The following is a 17,838-nucleotide window of genomic DNA, read 5'->3' on the forward strand; positions in this document are numbered from 1 at the left end:
GATGTGATGAAATGCTAAACCAAAGAATTAAAGATAACTGGAAATGGATCTTAATTCCACTCCTGGTCATTTCGGAGTTATTAATCGATGATTATGTGATGTTACGTGTTTATAGATTCATTTTCCCACTAATATCGTTTAACCCAAACGACCATTTTTACATTTACCTTAATATCTATAAGATTGTTACGGTGATTGTCATTTGCTTGTTGAATTATTTCATCATTCAACAAAAGATATTCTTTAAACCCAGTGAAAAGAAAGTAGGGTGGCTTGTATTTCTAGTCGTCTGCTTTACCATTGTAATGGCATGTATGGGACACAAACATTTCTGGTTAGCACTAGACGTTGGAGCAATTGCTGCATTGCCAGAAGAATTAATGTTTAGAGGAATCGTTTTAGCGTTTGTCTTAAAATTGATGACGAGAAAATCAACTGCCCAATGGAGAGTAATCGCCAGTTTGGTTATTTCAGCACTAATTTTTGGTGGATTCCACTACATTAACCTTACCAGCCAATCATTTGGTTATACTTCCCTTCAAGTAATCAATGCTGCGGCATTAGGAATGCTATTAGGTGCGGTATACATCAAGAGTGGGACCATTATTGTTCCAATGGCACTACATTTTATCTATGATTTCTTGGTGACATTGGTTAAGGGGATGTCAGCAACCAATTATACAACTGTTCAAAGCAGTCAATGGATAGGACTAACATTATATGTATTAATTTACTCAATCATTGCCGTCTCAATCATTAATCACAAGCCATCTGACAACAAAATTTTACCAAAACTTAAGATTTTCTAACACCGTTCAATGATAAAATACATCTTGAGTATTATATAAGAGTATAAAATGTTTAACATTGATAACATCTAGAAAGAAGGATGAACGGTGCGTGATAGTGACACTTGGAGATCAGACCACCTCTTAAAACGTGGTTTCGTCGGTTTTTGCCTAATCTGCATGGTTGCTAGTTCGATTCAGTTTATTCCCATTCAATATATTCAATCCAATCAGGCCAGTTTTAAAAATTTGGCTTTGACGGTTGAATTCTTTGGAGCCTATGTCATTATGCTGAACTTCGCGGTTTATGCGTACAGACGGTACGGCAACGGGAACCTATTTAAGATGCTAAGTCTAAAGGACTATCAACTAACAGCTTTCGCAACTGTAATGGCATTTTTAATTGCCCAAGCTTATATATTCATGTTCGATATTTTTTTCCAAAACCGATTCCAGATTGAAGCAATTCACTTTTCAAAAGATCTATACGACAATACTTGGTCAATGATCTTATTGATTATTGCCTTTGTCTTCTTGTCGCCAATTCTAGAAGAACTGGTCTTCAGAGCGTATGTCCTAGACGTAGCGTTTTCCGATAAGTGGAGATGGTTGGGCGAGATTGTTTCAGCATTCTTTTATGGTCTATTCCATATGAGATATCATAACTTATTCTCGTTTATCTTCTTTGCTCAATATGGTTTTTGGATGGCGTGGCTATATAATCAAACTAGAAACGTTAAAGCCGCAATTATTATGCACATGGTATTAAATGCCGTGACGATTTCAATTGTTGGTTATTATTATTATCACTAAAAAAGCAATGCCTCATTGAGGCATTGCTTTTTGTGTGCAGTAATTTAATTGTTTGGATGAGTCATGTTTGAAACGTTAACCCATTTTTCAAAATCGGCTTCAGCGATATCAAAATGCTTGGCTGATTCCTTTAGTGTGGTGTTATTTTGTTCAGCCCATTGCGCAATTTTGGCACTCTTTTCGTAACCAATGTGTGGGCTTAAGGCAGTTACCAACATCAACGAGTTGTTCAATAGTTCGTTGATACGATCGACGTTAACGGTTAATCCATCGACTAATTTTTCTGTGAATGACTTGATTGATTCGTTTAATAATTTGGTGCTTTCAAGGAAACTATCGATGATAATTGGTTTATAGACGTTCATTTCAAAGTTTCCTTGGCTGTTGGCGAATGTGATGGTCGCATCGTTTCCAAATACCTTTGCGGAAACCATGGTTAATGCCTCGATTTGAGTGGGGTTAACCTTACCGGGCATGATAGATGAACCGGGTTCGTTGCTTGGAATTGATAGTTCATTGTATCCAGCACGTGGTCCGGAAGAAAGAAAACGAATGTCGTTTCCAATCTTGATTAAGTCTGATGCCAATGTCTTAAAAATACCATGAACTGATGTGATTTCAGAGTGGTCTGCTAGACCATGGAATTTGTTTTCGGCTACTTTATAGTTGGTGTGTTCATTTTGATTAATTGTATTAACAACGTCTTGGTCAAAACCATTCTTGGTGTTGAGACCAGTTCCAACGGCGGTTCCACCGATTGGTAATTCTAGTAGTGATTGTTTGATGGCGTTTAGAGTGACAACGTCGTGTTCTAGTGTTGATTTCCAACCACTGATTTCTTGACCAACGGTGATTGGGGTAGCGTCTTGCAAATGAGTTCTCCCTATCTTGATGATTGATTCAAATTCCTTTTGTTTCTTATCAAAAGAATTGATTAAATTTTCAACGGTCTTAATGACACTGTTGGTGGCTTGATATGCTGCCATCATCATGGCAGTAGGGAAGGTATCATTTGAACTTTGTGATTGGTTGACGTGATCGTTAGGATGCACATGCGCGTTTGGATGTAGTTGGTTGGCTAGGTTAGCAACCACTTCATTAACATTCATGTTGGTTTGTGTTCCACTACCGGTTTGATATACGTGAAGTGGGAAAGCATCCTTATAGTCACCAGTAATTAGTTTGTCGATTGCATCTTCAATAGCGACGTACTTTTCATTATCTAGTGTTTGGTTGTTGTGGTTAACAAAAGCGACCGCTTTTTTAATCTTCAAAAGTGCATAGATGACTTCCATTGGCATGGTGCGACCAATGTTAAAATTATGTAGACTACGTTGTGTTTGGGGGCCAAATAAAGCGTCCTTTGGGACTTTGACCTTACCCAATGAATCGTGTTCAATGCGAAATTCCATCATATCAAGTCCTTTTATTAGAATATATGACAATTATAGCCATTTTGCCATGCTCTTACTACCGAAAACATTGACCAGATGATACAATAGAATATAGATATTATGTAGGAGTGGCAATGGTTCATGCATATTGACTTAAGATTTTTTATCGCAGAATTGCTTGTCTTATGGGTGCCGTTATCCATTGCAGTTTTACTATCAGAAATGCTTAGATTTAATTGGCTACTGACTGGATTATTATTACTATTGGTGTACTTTTTGGTGGTATTATTCAACAGAGCCAACAGGGTGGTTTCCTTTCTTTTTCATATTGAAAAGAAATCAAATAATCAATTGTTAGAATCAATTGTCTTTTTTTCTGTCTTAATAATTTCGGCGATTCTGTCAGTAAAACTGTTCAACGATTCCGCGGTTGGAATTATTGTGTTTATGTTGATCAGTATCCTGGCTGGTTCGGTCGTAATTGGTTCAAATAAACACTAATTTTTCTAAAAAATAAAAATAAAAAAATTAAATATATAGTTATTACCGTAATCATGGTAATTTGACCCTTATCTTGAATTGAGGGACCCTTGCAAAAAATATTGAGCATGGTAATATATATGGTGTTGTTTTTAAGAAAGAACACTATATATTGTATGCATACATATTTTAGGTTCCAAATATAGAGATAGGGGTTTTTCATTGTGTCAGCTTATTTTAAATTTTTGGCCCACCAACTAAAGGGTTGGCCACAACAAAATTACTACTTATTCTTCTTTAGTTTAGGTGCTCAAGTTATGACCTTGGTGAACGCACCAATTACATGGCTTTCAATTCTAACATTTATTGGTACAACTCTAGGTGTACTATGTGTTCTAGCAATTAACGCTGCTAAGTCAGTTAACGGAGTGCTAGGAATTTTATCAGCCATTTGTTTCATCATCGTTGGTTTCTCAGCTAAGAACTACTTAAGTATCGGTGAACAATTAGCATACGTTATTACACTAGATATTCCAGTTCTTTTAAGTACTGATTGGAACGTTAACATGGTTTCAAAAATCAGAAAGTTCACTGCTAAGAGTTGGGCAATTTCAATTATCTTCACTCTTGCCGTTTACTTAATTTCTGGTTTTGCTATCAAGGCACTTACTAATGAACCACGTCCATTCTACGACGCATTTAGTTTTGCTGTTTGTTTAACTGCCGGAATCATCTGTTTCCTACGTTACAACAACCAATACTTCTGGTGGTTAGCTTCAGGACTAGCCCAAGTCGTTCTATGGTTCATTACTTTCAGAGAAGGATCAGCAACACTTGCTATGTTTGTTAACTCAGCAATTTACGTTGCTAACGATATCCTAGCCTTCACTGTTTCACCATGGTTCAACGAACGTGAAAAGAAACGTTTAATGAAGGAAGAACAAGCTTACGCTGAAAAAGTGGAAGCTGACGCTTAATAATCACATATAAAAAAGCTACCAATTAATGGTAGCTTTTTTATTATGCTTTGATATCAGTATCAATGATGATTCGAACACGTGAATCGTTGATGTTAAAGTCATCATGGATTTCTAGTAGTTGGTTGAATGTTTCATCTTTCACACCGTTGATGGACTTGTTTTCGATGTTATCCAAAGTAATATCATCATCAAAATAGTCTTTAGCTAGTGCAAGGGTGAACTTAATCATGTTGTCTGAATCAAAGAAAATTTTATTCTTGTAGACGTCAAAAATACGGGTGTCGTATTCGAAATTGTCGTCGTTGCTTAGTTGACGGTCCTTTAATTCTAACGGACTCTTACCGGCTAATAATAGGTATGAGTAACAGTTTGTTTCATTATTAATTAGTTTGTAGAACGTAAATGTCAATTGAGGTTCGATGTTTAGTCCACAAACGTCATAAATTTCTGCCCCCATGTCGATTAGTGTGTATCCTTCACCTAACATCAAAGAAAGTTGGTTATGTTCTTCAAATAGTGGCAGATGAGCTGGTAGGAATTCTTCGAAACTGGTTTGTTTAAAACCATGGTTGGAATTAAATTCACGAATGTTGTCTAACTTTTTAGTAGTGGCATCGGTTGGAAACATTTGAACGTTAGCGTCGTATTTGTTTTCAATCTTGTCAAAACTCATCTTTTTAAATGTTCCGATGGGGCTGTCGATTAGCGCATGTGACATTGATTGACCGATTAGGTAATCGGTGGCAAAGATGGGATCCTTGCTGTCAGTCATTGTAGTCATTTCATCGATTGCCTTTTTAGCAGGTCCATAGAAACGATCACCTTCAACACTGTTGTGTAAAGCACGTTCCATTAGTTCGTTTGCTTCGGCAATGTTGTCGTTATTCATTAGGATTTTACCTAAGTAGTAGTTTGCCGCAACGTATTTGTGATCGTATAAAATGGCTTGTTTGAATAAATGTACTCCGGTAGGGTCTAATGTTGATCCGGATTCTGTAAAAATAATTCCTAGTTTGGTTAAAATTTCAGAACGACTTGGGATTTTACCCTCGATTTCTTCAGTAGTCATAACGCCTGCTGGGTATTGTGAAATAGCAGAGCTTAGCAAAGAAATGGCGTCGTCTCTTTTATTGTCATCGATACATTGTGTTGCTAGTTCGATGAATTTATTTAATTGTTGGGTTTTGTCTTTGCCCAATTCAATAGCGTCCATTTGAAAACTCCTGACTTGAATTTATATGTCTATTATAATCATTTTTGCGAAAATAAAAAACTTTACTATTAATATGGATTTATGTAATATTGAAGCTAATTAAAAGGGGGAAGCGAGGAGATAGATTGAAAAGACTAAAATGGCTTGCTGCAATCGTCTTGCCATTGGTTGCTTTGATATGGTTTGTGCCAATCACAAGTCACGCAGAAAGCACCAATCCAACACCTACCAAAGAGTATGTTGTTGATGATTATGCCAATATATTGACTGATAAGACTAAACAATTGGTAATCAATAAAGAAAAAGAATATCAAAAAACTAAAACTCAACCACAGATAGTCATGATGACCATTAAAAGTACTGGAAATCAAGATATCGACGGTTATTCTGATAGTTTGCTAGATAATGCCAGATGGAAGTTTGGTAAAAAGGGCTTAGACAATGGGGTATTAATTCTATTTGCCCAAAATGGTGGTAAGAATAATGTCCGTATCTCCACTGGATACGGTGTTGAAGACATCTTGCCGGATGCTACCACCAACCAAATTCTTCAGGATAATAAATCATTATTGAAATCAAATAATAATGATGAAGTAAACCAAGGATTGCAAAATACTTTTCATCGAGTTGCATCAATTCTCGATAAACGCTACGCCAATAAATCACTAAAGGACGCCAAAGCAGAAGCAGAACAAAATCACAATAATTCATTTGCTGGAATCTTATTGGCAATCGTGATTCTTGTTATCATTGGAACAGCCATCTGGATAATAAAAGGTGGCGGCGATGACGATGATAACCACCGTAATGGCGGTGGTGGCGGTCATAGTCGCTTTGATTCAGGCGATGCCTTCATCATTGGCTCATTGCTTGGTGGATTAGGAAACTCCAGAGGTGGCGGTTCATTTGGTGGTGGATCATCTGGTGGATTTAGCTCATCTGGCGGTGGCGGAAACTTTGGGGGCGGAGGTTCCTCAATTTAAATTAAGGAGATAAATTATGATTGAAAATAAACCATTTTACAAAAAAGGCTGGTTCATATCACTAGCAATCGTTGTTGTTGTGCTAGTTGCTCTAATCGGTGGCTTTATCAAGTCAGCTAACAGCATGGCTACCAGCGAACAAGGCGTTGAAGAACAATTAGGTCAAGTTCAAACAGTACTACAACGTCGTGCTGATTTAATTCCTAACTTGGTTAATGCCGTTAGGGGTCAACAAAAACAGGAAAAGTCAGTTTACGGTGACATCACTAAGGCGCGTACTCAATACTACAACGCCAAAAACCAATACAATAATGCCAGTTCAACTTCTGATAAGGTAAATGCTTTAAACACTCAAGAGCGTTCATTAAACATCTTGGTTGGATCAATTAAGGAAGCTTATCCAAACCTTGCATCTAGTTCAAACATGCAAACATTGATGGCTCAACTAGAAGGTAGTGAAAACCGTATCAGTGTTGAAAGAAACAGATATAACCGAGCAGCTAGAGATTACAACGATAAGATTGTTAAATTCCCAGGATCAATCGTTGCCGGTATGACTGGTCACAAGAAGGTTAACTACTTCACTGCTGATTCAAATGCGCAAAACGCACCATCAGTTAACTTCTAATTATATATACGCAAAAATAAAAAACGTTGAGATTAAATTCTCAACGTTTTTTTATTACTTCACGATATCGATTGCTTTATTAACTTTCTTAGCGTGAATTTGTGATAGTGATAGTTTGTTGTGTTTTTGACTGATAACGGCCTTCTTAGTGTAGTTATCTTGGGTAACTACTAATACATTTTGGTTATTGCCGTTGTCAACTAATTGAAAGGCATCAGGACTGGTTACAATGATAGTTTGATGTGGGCGAATTGGTTCGTTTTCCCAACTTTGTTCAAAGTGATTCAATTTAGCTTGTTCGCCAGCATTTTTGTTGGTGTAGGCGGATGAGTAGGCAAGTGGTTGATCTATTTTCTTTTCCTTACCATCGACCTTGGCTGATGCAATTAGCTTAGTGTTATTTACAATTTGTCCAGCTGTTAGCATCTTGTCTGAGTTATTAGTGGCTTTGAAACTGTAGAGAACCATGTCAAAACGTTTCTTACCATTATTATCATAACTAGTACCGCGGTAGGTCTTGTAGAAAGTAATGCTACCTTTTTTAGTAACTAGTTTGGTTTGATTATTTTCGTTGACTAGTTTGACGTACTTAGTGGGCTTATTAGATTGGTCCGCTTTTTGCTTGGTCTTTGAATTTGAACATGCGCTAAGTGTTACAACTGCTAATAAAGCAAATCCAATAATTGATAATTTTTTCATATTGCGCCTCCACGTAATTTATACAACTTTATTTTAGCACTTTTAAGCATAAATAAAACGACTACCCAGGGTGGATAGCCGTTAAGTTTTTATTAAATTTTTGCTTTACTTTGCCCCTTAGTCTTGTAAACAATCAATCCGATGATGGCACCAACGATAGCTGGAATTACCCAGTCCATACCGATTGAAGCAAACGGTAAAATCTTTTGCTCCGCGTTAATTAATGCACGAATGAATGAGATGTTGGAAATTACCGGTGGAAAGGCTGCTAGCATGTCGAAGAATGCGGGAATTAGCGTAAAGATAATGGTGAATAGATAAACGTTTTTATCCTTGTTAAATAGTGGTGAGCATAGTGCTAGGATAATTAAAACAATTGCGAATGGGTATAAGAACATCAATACTGGTGTTGACCAAGTAATGATAACCGATAGTCCTACGTTTGCAATGATAAATGAGATCAAGCAGTTAAATGCTAACCATTGGTGGTATGAGAAACGAGGGAAGTGTTCGTGGAAATCTTGTGCGAATGCAGCAACAAGTCCAACGGCTGTGGTAACACAGGTTAGAGTCATCAATGTTGCTAATAGTGCGTGTCCAGTAACACCTAAGTAGTGACCCATGAATTGGTTAAAAGTAGTTCCGCCGTCATCAGTACTAATCTTGAATAAGTTCAATGAAGTGGCACCAATCCAGATTAGGATGATGTAGATGATACCAACCAAAGCTTCTGAGATTAGACCGGCTCTGGCGGTTACCTTGGCGTTTGACTTAGGGGATGTCTTTCCGAGTTGGTTAACAGCTGAAACAACGGTAACCCCAAAGGCTAATCCAGCCAATGCATCCATGGTGTTGTAACCTTGTAAGAAACCATTGAAGAATGATTGGTGTTGGTAAGCTGAGGTGATTGGTTGAGCTGATGCAGCACCCATTGGATGTAAGAATGCCAATAGAAATGCTAGGAATAACAACGCCAAGAATAATGGGTTTAAAATCTTACCTAAATTGTCGATGATGCTTGAAGTTCGATATGATAGGTAGAATGTAGCAATGAAGAATAGTGCAGTGAAGATAAACATTGCTAGTTTGATGTAGTGATCGGGGATGAATGGTTGAATCCCAACGGTAAAGTTAACACTGGCAGTTCTAGGGGTGGCAAATAGTGGTCCCAATGTTGAGTGAACTAATACCAAGAAAATAATTGCAAATACTGGACCTAATGGTTTAGCAATGTCGTATACACCCTTGGCACGTGAGATACTAATTGATAGAACTGAAAGTAGTGGTAATAATACTCCGGATGCTAGAAAACCTAGCATAGCAGGTACCCAGTTGGCACCTGATAGTTGACCCAAGTGAATGGGGAAGATTAGATTACCCGCACCGAAGAATAGTGCGAATAGCATTGAACCGATGATTAGATATTGTTTGATCGACAATGGCTTTGTGTTAATGTCTTTGATTTCGTCTTGCATAATAAGTACTCCTTTAATAATTGCGTCTTTGTTTTGTTATATGTGCTAACTACTCACAACGTTGTTCATAACCATCATCTCCTTTTTTAAAGCAATAAAAAAGCACCCTTAGTTCGAATTGAACCAAGGGTGCTTTGTGCACGGTACCACCTTTAATTGCTAGACAAATAGTCTAGCCACTTCACGTACTAACATACGCTAACACTGTAATGGGTGTACCCAATATACGTTACTCTCCAATGGATTTCGGTATATAGCTCCAAAGATACTTTCGCAATTTAGTAGTTATCCCGTTTCCAGAAAGTAGGGACTCTCTTGAACTAGCCGAATTGTTACTCTGCTTTTTCATCGCTTTTTTAAACTGATTTATTGAATATAAAAAATATATCAGCAAAATTTATTAAAGTCAAATTTTATTTTAGAGAATCTAATTCATCGGTAGAAATGAATTTCTTGTCTACTAATTCAGGATGACTTTGTTTGAATACGTATTCCTTAATTGGCTTCTTAGTAGGAACAGACGTGTAAATCTTGAAGTCGGTGAACTTATCGGCGTTACTTGTGACCATGACATTGTAGCTTTCATCACCGTTGACTTTAAGCGTAGCTGGCCAGTAAGTGTTAATTTCGTACAATGATCTGATGTAAACGGCATTAGTTGTACGATATCTTTCCATTACCAATGGGCCAGGACCGGATACTGGATCGGTAGGGTGATCACCCCTAAAGATGTAGTCGCCAACCTCGATTTTAGCTTGGTTACCATAGTACCAGTTACCATAGAAATCATGGGTGATTGGTTTGTAGATCGGATTGGCAGGAATTGGAATAGTGTATTGCTTTGGTTGTTCTTTTTTCTTAGCAGTTTCTTTCTTACTGCTTGAACTGGATGCCATTGAAGATGAACTACTACTAGTGGAAGCAGTAGTGCTTGTTGTCTTTGAACTGCTTGATGTAGCAGTTTTGTGGGTGCTTTGACTGTTATGTTTAACAGATGCAAAGACCACTGTTCCTAGGATTATGACAACAACGATTGATATAACAGAAATGATTACTTTTTTACTTTTCAAAATAGCACTTCCTTTCTTACTTAAGTATGGTATCACTCTTGAATAATAAAAAAAGAGTTGAACATTTAGCTCAACTCTGATTGTTTGTTTAAACGTTATTCTGTAACGGTTTGTAAATATTTTTTATTTTTGTACCAGTGACACATTAGGCCAAGTAGTAAACCAACGACCGCAAATGGAACCCAATCCATTCCGATTGATGCCAATGGAAGATAACTTTGTTGGAAGTTACCAACCATCTTGGCAAATGCACTTTGTGATACGACTGGTGGAAATGATGCTAGCATGTCCATTAATGCTGGCACAGTGGTTAGTAGGACTACCCAGAAGTATACCATTGAGTCGTGTTTGAATAGTGGAGAGAATACTGATAGGAGGATTAAGACCATTGCGAATGGGTATAGGAACATTAGCATTGGAGTTGACCATTGGATGATAGTATCTAATCCAAAGTTAGCAGTTAGAAATGATGCGACACACATTAGTCCTAACCATTGAACGTAGCTTAGTACTGGGAAGTGTTTGTGGAAATCTTGTGCGAATGCTGCAACTAATCCCATGGCTGTGGTTAGACATGTAAGGGTTAATAATGTTGCTAGTAGAGCGTGACCAGTAGCACCTAGGTAGTAGGTCATTAGTTGGTTAAAGGCGACACCACCATCAGCTGATGCCTTGAATTGACCTAAGGTAGTTGCTCCCAACCAGATTAGGACAACGTAGATTAAACCAACGAGAGCTTCGGCTAGAAAACCGGCTTTGGCAGTTACCTTGGCGTTACTAAATGGGTTAGTCTTACCAAGTTGGTTAACAGCGGTTACGACAGTAACACCAAAAGCTAGACCGGCAAGTGCATCCATGGTGTTGTAACCTTCTAAAAATCCATTGAAGAATGATCCACTTTGATAAGCTGCTGTGACTGGTTGACTACCAGCTGAACTCATCGGATGTAGGAATGCTAGGAAAAATACAACGAATAGCAATACTAAAAAGATTGGGTTCAATAGTTTACCAACACTAGCCATGATTGATGATTCCTTGTATGAAAGAAGGAAAGCGGCTAGGAAGAATAAGAATGAAAATACTAGCAAACCATAGTGAACAAAGTTACTTGGTAGCAATGGTTGAACACCGACTGCAAAAGGAACGGTAGCGGTACGAGGAGTACCGAATAGTGGTCCGATGGTGGCGTGGATTAATACCATAAAGACTAACGCGAAGGTAGGTCCTAAGGGTTTACCAACGTCATAGACACCCTTAGATCTGGTAACGCTGATTGCTAGAACTGATAATAGTGGTAATACCACTCCGGTACATAGGAAACCAAGCATGGCGGTGAACCAATGAGCACCTGCTAGTTGACCGAGGTGAAGTGGGAAAATTAAGTTACCTGCACCAAAGAATAGGGCGAATAAAAGTGAACTGACGACTAGATATTGTTTGACTGATAATGGCTTTTTGTTTAAGTCTTCCATAATAAATCTCCTTTAAAAATTGTATGTGTTTGAATTGAATCGCTATGTGTAAAATATTAATCGGACTATCCATGCCATCATCTCCTTTTTTATGTATTAATTAACCGATTGTGGGGCACAAAAAAACGCCCTTAATCTAATTTTACAATTAGACTAAGGGCGTCATTCGACACGGTACCACCTTACATTCGTAGCTAAAAAAGCTACCTTGACGTACTAACATACGCTGACGCTGTAAGGGGCGTTCCCCATGCACTTTACTTTTGTTCAGTACATCGCTCGAAAGGGATTTTCATAACCTGATCAACGCTTCCTTTCACCAGACGAAGCTCGCTTTGGTTGATGGTAGTTATTACTCAACTTTCTCATCGCAATCGTTTATTTGTCATAATATTAAAACTAGATTAGAAAAAAGTCAAATCAATTTGGTAAAGAAGTTTAACCAATTTTATACTTTTCTTAATAAACCTATTGAAACGACAGTGATATAATATTAATATACTATAAACCAAATAATAGCTGTCAATTTTTCAGTATGCATAGAGGAGATATATACAATGAAGATTGATAATTATGTTCCAAAGAATCAACGAAGAGAAGTTTCTGACAAACGAATTCGTAATCTAAAAATTATGAGTAAAGTGGCTATCTTTACTTCATCACTAATGTACATTGCTTACATTCCAGAAATTATGCAAAACTTTTCTGGTAACCCAGTTAGCCCAATTCAACCATTTGTTGCCACTATTAACGCTACCTTGTGGACACTATATGGTTGGTTTAAGACCTACAAAGATTGGCCTTTAATTATTTCAAATGTTCCGGGAGTTATTTTTGGTTTAATAACACTTGTTACGGTGTTTATTCATTAAAAAGGCTTATGATGGCAGATCGTAAAACGGTCTGTTTTTTTGTTTGCAAAAAAGAACATTTGTTCGTATAATATATTTTACTGAAAGGAGGAACCGAAAATGGATTATTCAAATGAACCCAAAGGGGTCTTTATGGTCATCGATAATAAGTCGTTTTATGCCAGTGTGGAGTGTGTTCAATTAGGCTTGAACCCACTCACCGCTAGCCTAGTTGTGATGTCTGATCAAGACAATACTAACGGTGGATTGATCCTGGCATCTTCACCAACTGCCAAGAAAAGATTCCATATTACAAACGTGACTAGAAAACGTGATTTGCCATGGGATGATTCATTGATTGTGGTTCCTCCAAGGATGAATCTATACATTCAAAAGAACCTAGCTATCAATAAAATTTTTCACGAGTTTGCAGACGAAAAACACTGTTTTCCATACTCAATTGATGAGACTATTTTGGATTTGACTCACACATGGCAATTGTTTGGCGATAGTCCTGCTGAAGTGGCGAGAAAAATTCAAAAGACGGTCAGACAAAGACTTGGTTTATACACGACAGTGGGCATCGGCGATAATCCGGTGCAAGCTAAGTTGGCATTGGACTTGTTTGCTAAGCACAATAAAGATTTGGTAGGGCAATTAAGCTATGACACGTTTGCCAAAAACGTTTGGCCAATTGAACCCATTGATAAAATCTGGAGTATCGGTAAACATACCGCGGAAAATTTAGCTAAACTGGGCATTCACAACCTAGGTGAATTGGCTAGAACAGACCCATATCAATTAAAGGCGCACTTAGGTGTCATGGGATATCAGCTGTTCGCAATTGCATGGGGTATTGACCGCTCCCAATTAGATCAAAAGGTGCCAATTAAGGACAAGGGATTATCGAATTCCCAGGTCTTGCCGAGAGACTATAAAGATAGACACGAACTAGAAGTCGTGATTACGGAAATCGCTGAACAGGTCGCATCTCGTTTGCGTCACAGAAAGAAACAAACTAGTTGCGTTCACCTATATCTAGGCTTTTCATACGCGGAAAGTGAGGGTAGTGATCGGACTAGTATTTCTCACGAACAAAAAATTACCACGACCTCGGATAACCGTGAATTAGTCGGGGCAGTGATGGATTTATTCCATAAATATTGGCATGGAGAAAGGGTCAGAAATGTCGGTGTTTCATACACTAGATTGAGTAGCAGTAATGCCCAACAATTAGACATTTTCGCCGACCCTGAAGTGCAAATCAAAAAGTCAAAAGTCGATAAAGTAGCAGATGAAATTCGGGACAAGTTTGGTTCGACTGCCATTTTTAAAGGACACAGCTTAGAAAAGGGTGGCACAATGTTAAAACGTTCCGGATTAGTAGGTGGTCACAATGGAGGAAATGCATATGACTAATCAACAAACAGCAAAATTAATATTAGATAGAGCAAAACCATTATTTAAGCGTGAATATAACGTTCAATACAGAATTAAGGTCGTGTTTGATCACTACGATCATCAATTTAATTTCTACATGATTAGATACAAGCCAGGACACATTACCAGGGTGACACCTCTGCATCACGTTCATAGTACCTGGATTGCTGATTTAGAAGAAATCCTAAACCTGATTGAAAAGGATTTGAAATTGACCATTGTTTTCGCTGGATTCGAAGGAATTAAATGGGATAGTCGTAATTCGTATATCCAGCGTCCTAAAAGAAAGGTTGGATAAAGTTGTTAAATCATCACATTGACGACAAGACGGTGCAAAACTTCTTTGATTATTATTATCATGATAGAGGGATGCTTAAGTGGCAGGGCTTTATGCTTTCTGATCACGTTAGTGCGTTAAGAAAGGAACATAAGGAAGCCTTCGACGATAGTTTTATGTATATGGACTTTCAAAGTGTTCATGAAGAACTAGAAAGTAAGGGTGAAGATCACCAAAAAGCAGATGTTACTTATGTTAATGATGATGGAAATAAGAGCGTATTAAATGGTCTGGTATTGAACCTCCAGCCAAGCCAGGTAACGATTATGACCGAAGACGGTGAAATAGTATTATCGATTCAACAGATTTTGATTGTGCAATAAATATAAAGCAAAAAAGACACACCTCGTAAGCTCTGATATAATTAATATTAATAAATAAAGAGGTGTGATTGTCTGATGAATAAGAAGGCCAAACTTACTTTGGGTCTATTTTTAATATCAATTGCGTATATGTTATTTTTCATGCACCCAACAATTTGGCGTGATGAAAGTTTCACAATGGCATTGGTAGGACATAACTACGGGGATATAATCAGACTGGATTCGATGGATGTGCATCCACCGTTTTACTATATAGCCTTAAGATTTTTCTTGAGCGTGACTGCTTTTTGGACTAATTCGTTATTTACTAAGGTCATAATTGCGCGATTATTTTCTTACATATTAGCAATCTTAACGTTTTTGACATTGTCTAAGACGGTGAAAAACTTGGGAGTTCCGGGTGCCAACGCAATTCAATGGGCTGGCTTTTTCCTAGCACCAAGTATCATGAGATACTCTACGCAAATTAGAATGTACGCGTTAGCTGCGTTGTTCTTGGCATTGGTATTGAACCAGTTACAGCATTATGATAATTCGCAAAAAATCGGCCACATATTCTTAGCGGTTATTTTTGCTTCGTTTGCATCGTACACGCATTACTTCGCCGCGGTGTCTGCAGGGTGGATGCTATTCTTATACTTCGTTAAATTCCAATTTAATAAGTACGATGGTAATGCCATTTTGCGTGGAATTGTTGTGTTCTTAGTAATGTTTGTTCCATGGGGGATTGTCGCCTTAGCCCAAGCCCAACAGGTATCATCCTCGTATTGGATTCCACCGGTAAATGTAAATAATGTTGTTAATAATTTTGTGAACTTATTTGCTGATGTATTTATCGACAATGGTGGTCAATATTACGCAATTGCCTTGATGATAATATTAATATACCCAACCATTTGGGCATATCTCAATATGTCAAAGAAGTTTAAATCGACGTTCACGATTGTACTGTTGGTATTTATCTTAACAACTTTGACAGGGATTATGATTTCTGTGGCAGTAAGACCAATTTACATTGCTAGATATGCTTATCCGGCATACGCATTGGTCATCTTCTTCATGATGACGATTGTGTCTCAGATGATGAAAAAACCACTTAGCCGAATGTCCAATTATTTTGCGACATCGCTATTGGCGGGATTACTAACCTTGATTATTGGGGTTAATGTCGGTTTCCTTGGCAGTAATCAGTTTAATAATTACATTATGCCAAGCTATAACTTGGCAGCTTCGGTTGATCAATACAAAGATAATCCAAACAATGTGATTCATCTAAATCCAAACCAAAGTCCAAATTCAATTGTTGAAAAAACAGTCTATATTAAATCAATTAATAAACGGGTTTATATAAAAAATTTCAACGTTGCAAGAATCCTAGGAAAAGATAATGAAAAGCTATTCTACGGGTTGTTTGACAACGTTAATCAAAATTCAACTGAATAGATAAAGGGGTTGTTATGAAAAATAACAACCCTTTTTTATTGAAAAAATTTTTTGTACAATTGAATACCCTGACTGTTGAGAAAGATAAATAAATTGAAAGGATAATTATTGATGAAAGAAAGAATAGATTCAGAAATTAATGACACTTCGAGTAATCGTTTCAAACGATTCTGGTTGGAGTTAAAAAAGTGGTTAATTGTGATTGGCCCAGGGTTGATTGTGATGCTCGCCGATACCGATGCAGGTTGCTTAATTACGGCAGCACAATCCGGTGCCAGTTATGGTTATTCCATGATTTTACCGCAATTGTTATTAATTCCAATTCTATTTATGGTGCAAGAAATGACGGTTCGATTAGGAATTGTCACTAAGAAGGGTCACGGTGAATTAATCCGTGAATACTTCGGTAAGTTTTGGGCGTATGTCTCAGCGATTACGTTGATGATTTCGACAATCGGTGCTTTATTGACCGAATTCATCGGGATTGCTGGAGTCGGTGAACTGTTTGGTATTTCCAAATGGCTTACAGTGCCACTTAGTACATTCGTTTTGATTTTGATTGCCTTTTTAGGTAGTTATCGTCGAGTGGAAAAAATTGGGATTATCTTTGGTTTGTTTGAATTAACATTTATCATCGGAATTTTCATGGTTCATCCAAACATGGATTCAATAATGGCTGGAATTCAATCAATTCCAATTCACGATGATAGCTATGTCTATTTGGTTGCTGCAAACGTCGGTGCCGTTATTATGCCTTGGATGATTTTCTACCAACAAAGTGCGGTGGTAGATAAGGGCCTAAAGCGTCATATGATTAAAAAAGAACAGACAGATACAATGGTCGGAACTTTTATCACCCAAGGAATTATGATTGGGTTCATCGTCTTATTTGCTGCGACAGTATTTCAAAGTAAACTCCATGAGACAGAAGAAACCGTTGGTGATTTGGTAACATCAATCGGTAGATACATCGGGATTGATCCCGCCAAAGCCATCATGGGATCAAGCATTTTAGGTGGAGCATTGGTTGCCGCCATCGTGGTTGTACTAGCCGGTACGTGGGGGATGACAGAGGTACTTGATTGGAAACACAGTTTGAACGAACGCATTAATCGTTCTAATCTAGGTTTTTATTCAATGTATTCATTGGTACTAATTATTAGCGCATTGCTAGTATTGTTTAACGAGGACTTGGTTTCAATTGCGATTACCGTCGAGGTGATTAACGCTTTGATGGTGCCAATCGTGTTAGGCTTCTTGTTAATGCTGGAAAGCAAAGCATTGCCAGATCGATACAAAATGAAGGGAATTTACAAAAAAATCGTAATTATTCTTTCATTAATCGTCATGGCATTTGGTATTTATATGATTTTTCCAGTCTTGAATTTGTAATTATAGGCATATAGAATGGGAAATTAAGTGGATTATATAAAAATTATTGATGTATAA

Annotated in this window: 18 protein-coding genes and 2 other annotated features; of the genes, 12 read left to right on the forward strand and 6 right to left on the reverse strand. The window is 37.5% G+C overall.

Annotated elements, in window-relative coordinates:
• Positions 1-11: 11 nt before the first annotated feature.
• Complete coding sequence (locus K5Q07_RS01125; protein ID WP_220729207.1) at positions 12-809, forward strand: CPBP family intramembrane glutamic endopeptidase; 798 nt, start codon at positions 12-14, stop codon at positions 807-809.
• 87 nt (positions 810-896) lie between these two features.
• Complete coding sequence (locus tag K5Q07_RS01130) at positions 897-1,601, forward strand: CPBP family intramembrane glutamic endopeptidase (protein ID WP_220729208.1); 705 nt, start codon at positions 897-899, stop codon at positions 1,599-1,601.
• Positions 1,602-1,645: 44 nt separating this feature from the next.
• On the opposite strand, the gene K5Q07_RS01135 is transcribed toward K5Q07_RS01130, so the two are convergent.
• Complete coding sequence (locus K5Q07_RS01135) at positions 1,646-3,016, reverse strand: class II fumarate hydratase (RefSeq protein WP_220729209.1); 1,371 nt, start codon at positions 3,014-3,016, stop codon at positions 1,646-1,648.
• Between the two features lie 120 nt (positions 3,017-3,136).
• Between K5Q07_RS01135 and K5Q07_RS01140 the strand changes: the two genes are divergently transcribed.
• Together K5Q07_RS01140 and pnuC are read left to right on the forward strand one after the other, a co-directional pair.
• The gene (locus K5Q07_RS01140) at positions 3,137-3,496 is read left to right on the forward strand and encodes a hypothetical protein (protein WP_220729210.1); all 360 of its coding nucleotides are present in this window, start codon (positions 3,137-3,139) and stop codon (positions 3,494-3,496) included.
• 203 nt (positions 3,497-3,699) lie between these two features.
• The gene (gene pnuC / locus K5Q07_RS01145) at positions 3,700-4,452 is read left to right on the forward strand and encodes a nicotinamide riboside transporter PnuC (protein ID WP_034532248.1); all 753 of its coding nucleotides are present in this window, start codon (positions 3,700-3,702) and stop codon (positions 4,450-4,452) included.
• Between the two features lie 43 nt (positions 4,453-4,495).
• Here pnuC and K5Q07_RS01150 read toward each other — a convergent pair whose 3' ends face one another.
• Positions 4,496-5,668: a tetratricopeptide repeat protein gene (locus K5Q07_RS01150; protein WP_220729211.1), complete on the reverse strand. Its 1,173-nt coding sequence runs from the start codon at positions 5,666-5,668 to the stop codon at positions 4,496-4,498.
• A 125-nt stretch (positions 5,669-5,793) separates the two neighbouring features.
• Here K5Q07_RS01150 and K5Q07_RS01155 point away from each other — a divergent pair, with 125 nt between their 5' ends.
• Positions 5,794-6,651 carry a TPM domain-containing protein gene (locus K5Q07_RS01155; RefSeq protein ID WP_220729212.1) on the forward strand — a complete coding sequence of 286 codons (858 nt, stop codon included), beginning with the start codon at positions 5,794-5,796 and terminating at the stop codon, positions 6,649-6,651.
• Positions 6,652-6,667: 16 nt separating this feature from the next.
• A complete protein-coding gene (locus K5Q07_RS01160; RefSeq protein WP_220729213.1) occupies positions 6,668-7,279 on the forward strand; it encodes a LemA family protein in 612 nt (203 codons plus the stop codon).
• Between the two features lie 54 nt (positions 7,280-7,333).
• Here the strand turns inward: K5Q07_RS01160 and K5Q07_RS01165 are convergent, their stop codons facing one another.
• The 4 genes from K5Q07_RS01165 to brnQ (K5Q07_RS01180) all read right to left on the reverse strand — a co-directional run bounded on the left by K5Q07_RS01165 (position 7,334) and on the right by brnQ (K5Q07_RS01180) (position 11,995).
• On the reverse strand, positions 7,334-7,978 hold the full coding sequence (locus K5Q07_RS01165) for a hypothetical protein (protein ID WP_220729214.1): 645 nt from the start codon (positions 7,976-7,978) through the stop codon (positions 7,334-7,336).
• Between the two features lie 92 nt (positions 7,979-8,070).
• Positions 8,071-9,453 carry a branched-chain amino acid transport system II carrier protein gene (brnQ, locus tag K5Q07_RS01170; RefSeq protein ID WP_251067605.1) on the reverse strand — a complete coding sequence of 461 codons (1,383 nt, stop codon included), beginning with the start codon at positions 9,451-9,453 and terminating at the stop codon, positions 8,071-8,073.
• Positions 9,454-9,575: 122 nt separating this feature from the next.
• Positions 9,576-9,811: a binding site (T-box leader), on the reverse strand.
• A 55-nt stretch (positions 9,812-9,866) separates the two neighbouring features.
• Positions 9,867-10,523, reverse strand: coding sequence for a hypothetical protein (locus tag K5Q07_RS01175; RefSeq protein ID WP_220729215.1), 657 nt, complete (start codon positions 10,521-10,523; stop codon positions 9,867-9,869).
• 95 nt (positions 10,524-10,618) lie between these two features.
• Positions 10,619-11,995, reverse strand: a complete 1,377-nt coding sequence (brnQ, locus tag K5Q07_RS01180; protein ID WP_220729216.1) for a branched-chain amino acid transport system II carrier protein — start codon at positions 11,993-11,995, stop codon at positions 10,619-10,621.
• A 152-nt stretch (positions 11,996-12,147) separates the two neighbouring features.
• Positions 12,148-12,373 (reverse strand) — a binding site (T-box leader).
• A 254-nt stretch (positions 12,374-12,627) separates the two neighbouring features.
• Between brnQ (K5Q07_RS01180) and K5Q07_RS01185 the strand changes: the two genes are divergently transcribed.
• From K5Q07_RS01185 to K5Q07_RS01210, 6 genes are all read left to right on the forward strand, one after another.
• Complete coding sequence (locus K5Q07_RS01185) at positions 12,628-12,867, forward strand: SemiSWEET family transporter (RefSeq protein ID WP_250232887.1); 240 nt, start codon at positions 12,628-12,630, stop codon at positions 12,865-12,867.
• Between the two features lie 99 nt (positions 12,868-12,966).
• A complete protein-coding gene (locus K5Q07_RS01190) occupies positions 12,967-14,265 on the forward strand; it encodes a Y-family DNA polymerase (RefSeq protein ID WP_220729217.1) in 1,299 nt (432 codons plus the stop codon).
• Entirely contained in the window at positions 14,258-14,584 is a 327-nt protein-coding gene (locus K5Q07_RS01195; protein WP_054606967.1) for a hypothetical protein, read from the forward strand. Before K5Q07_RS01190 ends, K5Q07_RS01195 begins: the two co-directional genes overlap by 8 nt.
• Before the next feature lie 2 nt (positions 14,585-14,586).
• Positions 14,587-14,946 carry a hypothetical protein gene (locus K5Q07_RS01200; RefSeq protein ID WP_220729218.1) on the forward strand — a complete coding sequence of 120 codons (360 nt, stop codon included), beginning with the start codon at positions 14,587-14,589 and terminating at the stop codon, positions 14,944-14,946.
• 378 nt (positions 14,947-15,324) lie between these two features.
• Positions 15,325-16,389, forward strand: coding sequence for a glycosyltransferase family protein (locus tag K5Q07_RS01205; RefSeq protein WP_220729219.1), 1,065 nt, complete (start codon positions 15,325-15,327; stop codon positions 16,387-16,389).
• Positions 16,390-16,500: 111 nt separating this feature from the next.
• The gene (locus K5Q07_RS01210) at positions 16,501-17,781 is read left to right on the forward strand and encodes an NRAMP family divalent metal transporter (protein ID WP_251067606.1); all 1,281 of its coding nucleotides are present in this window, start codon (positions 16,501-16,503) and stop codon (positions 17,779-17,781) included.
• The last annotated feature ends 57 nt before the right edge of the window (positions 17,782-17,838 follow it).

It is taken from the genome of Apilactobacillus zhangqiuensis, from assembly GCF_019656215.1.
Lineage (GTDB): Bacteria > Bacillota > Bacilli > Lactobacillales > Lactobacillaceae > Apilactobacillus > Apilactobacillus zhangqiuensis.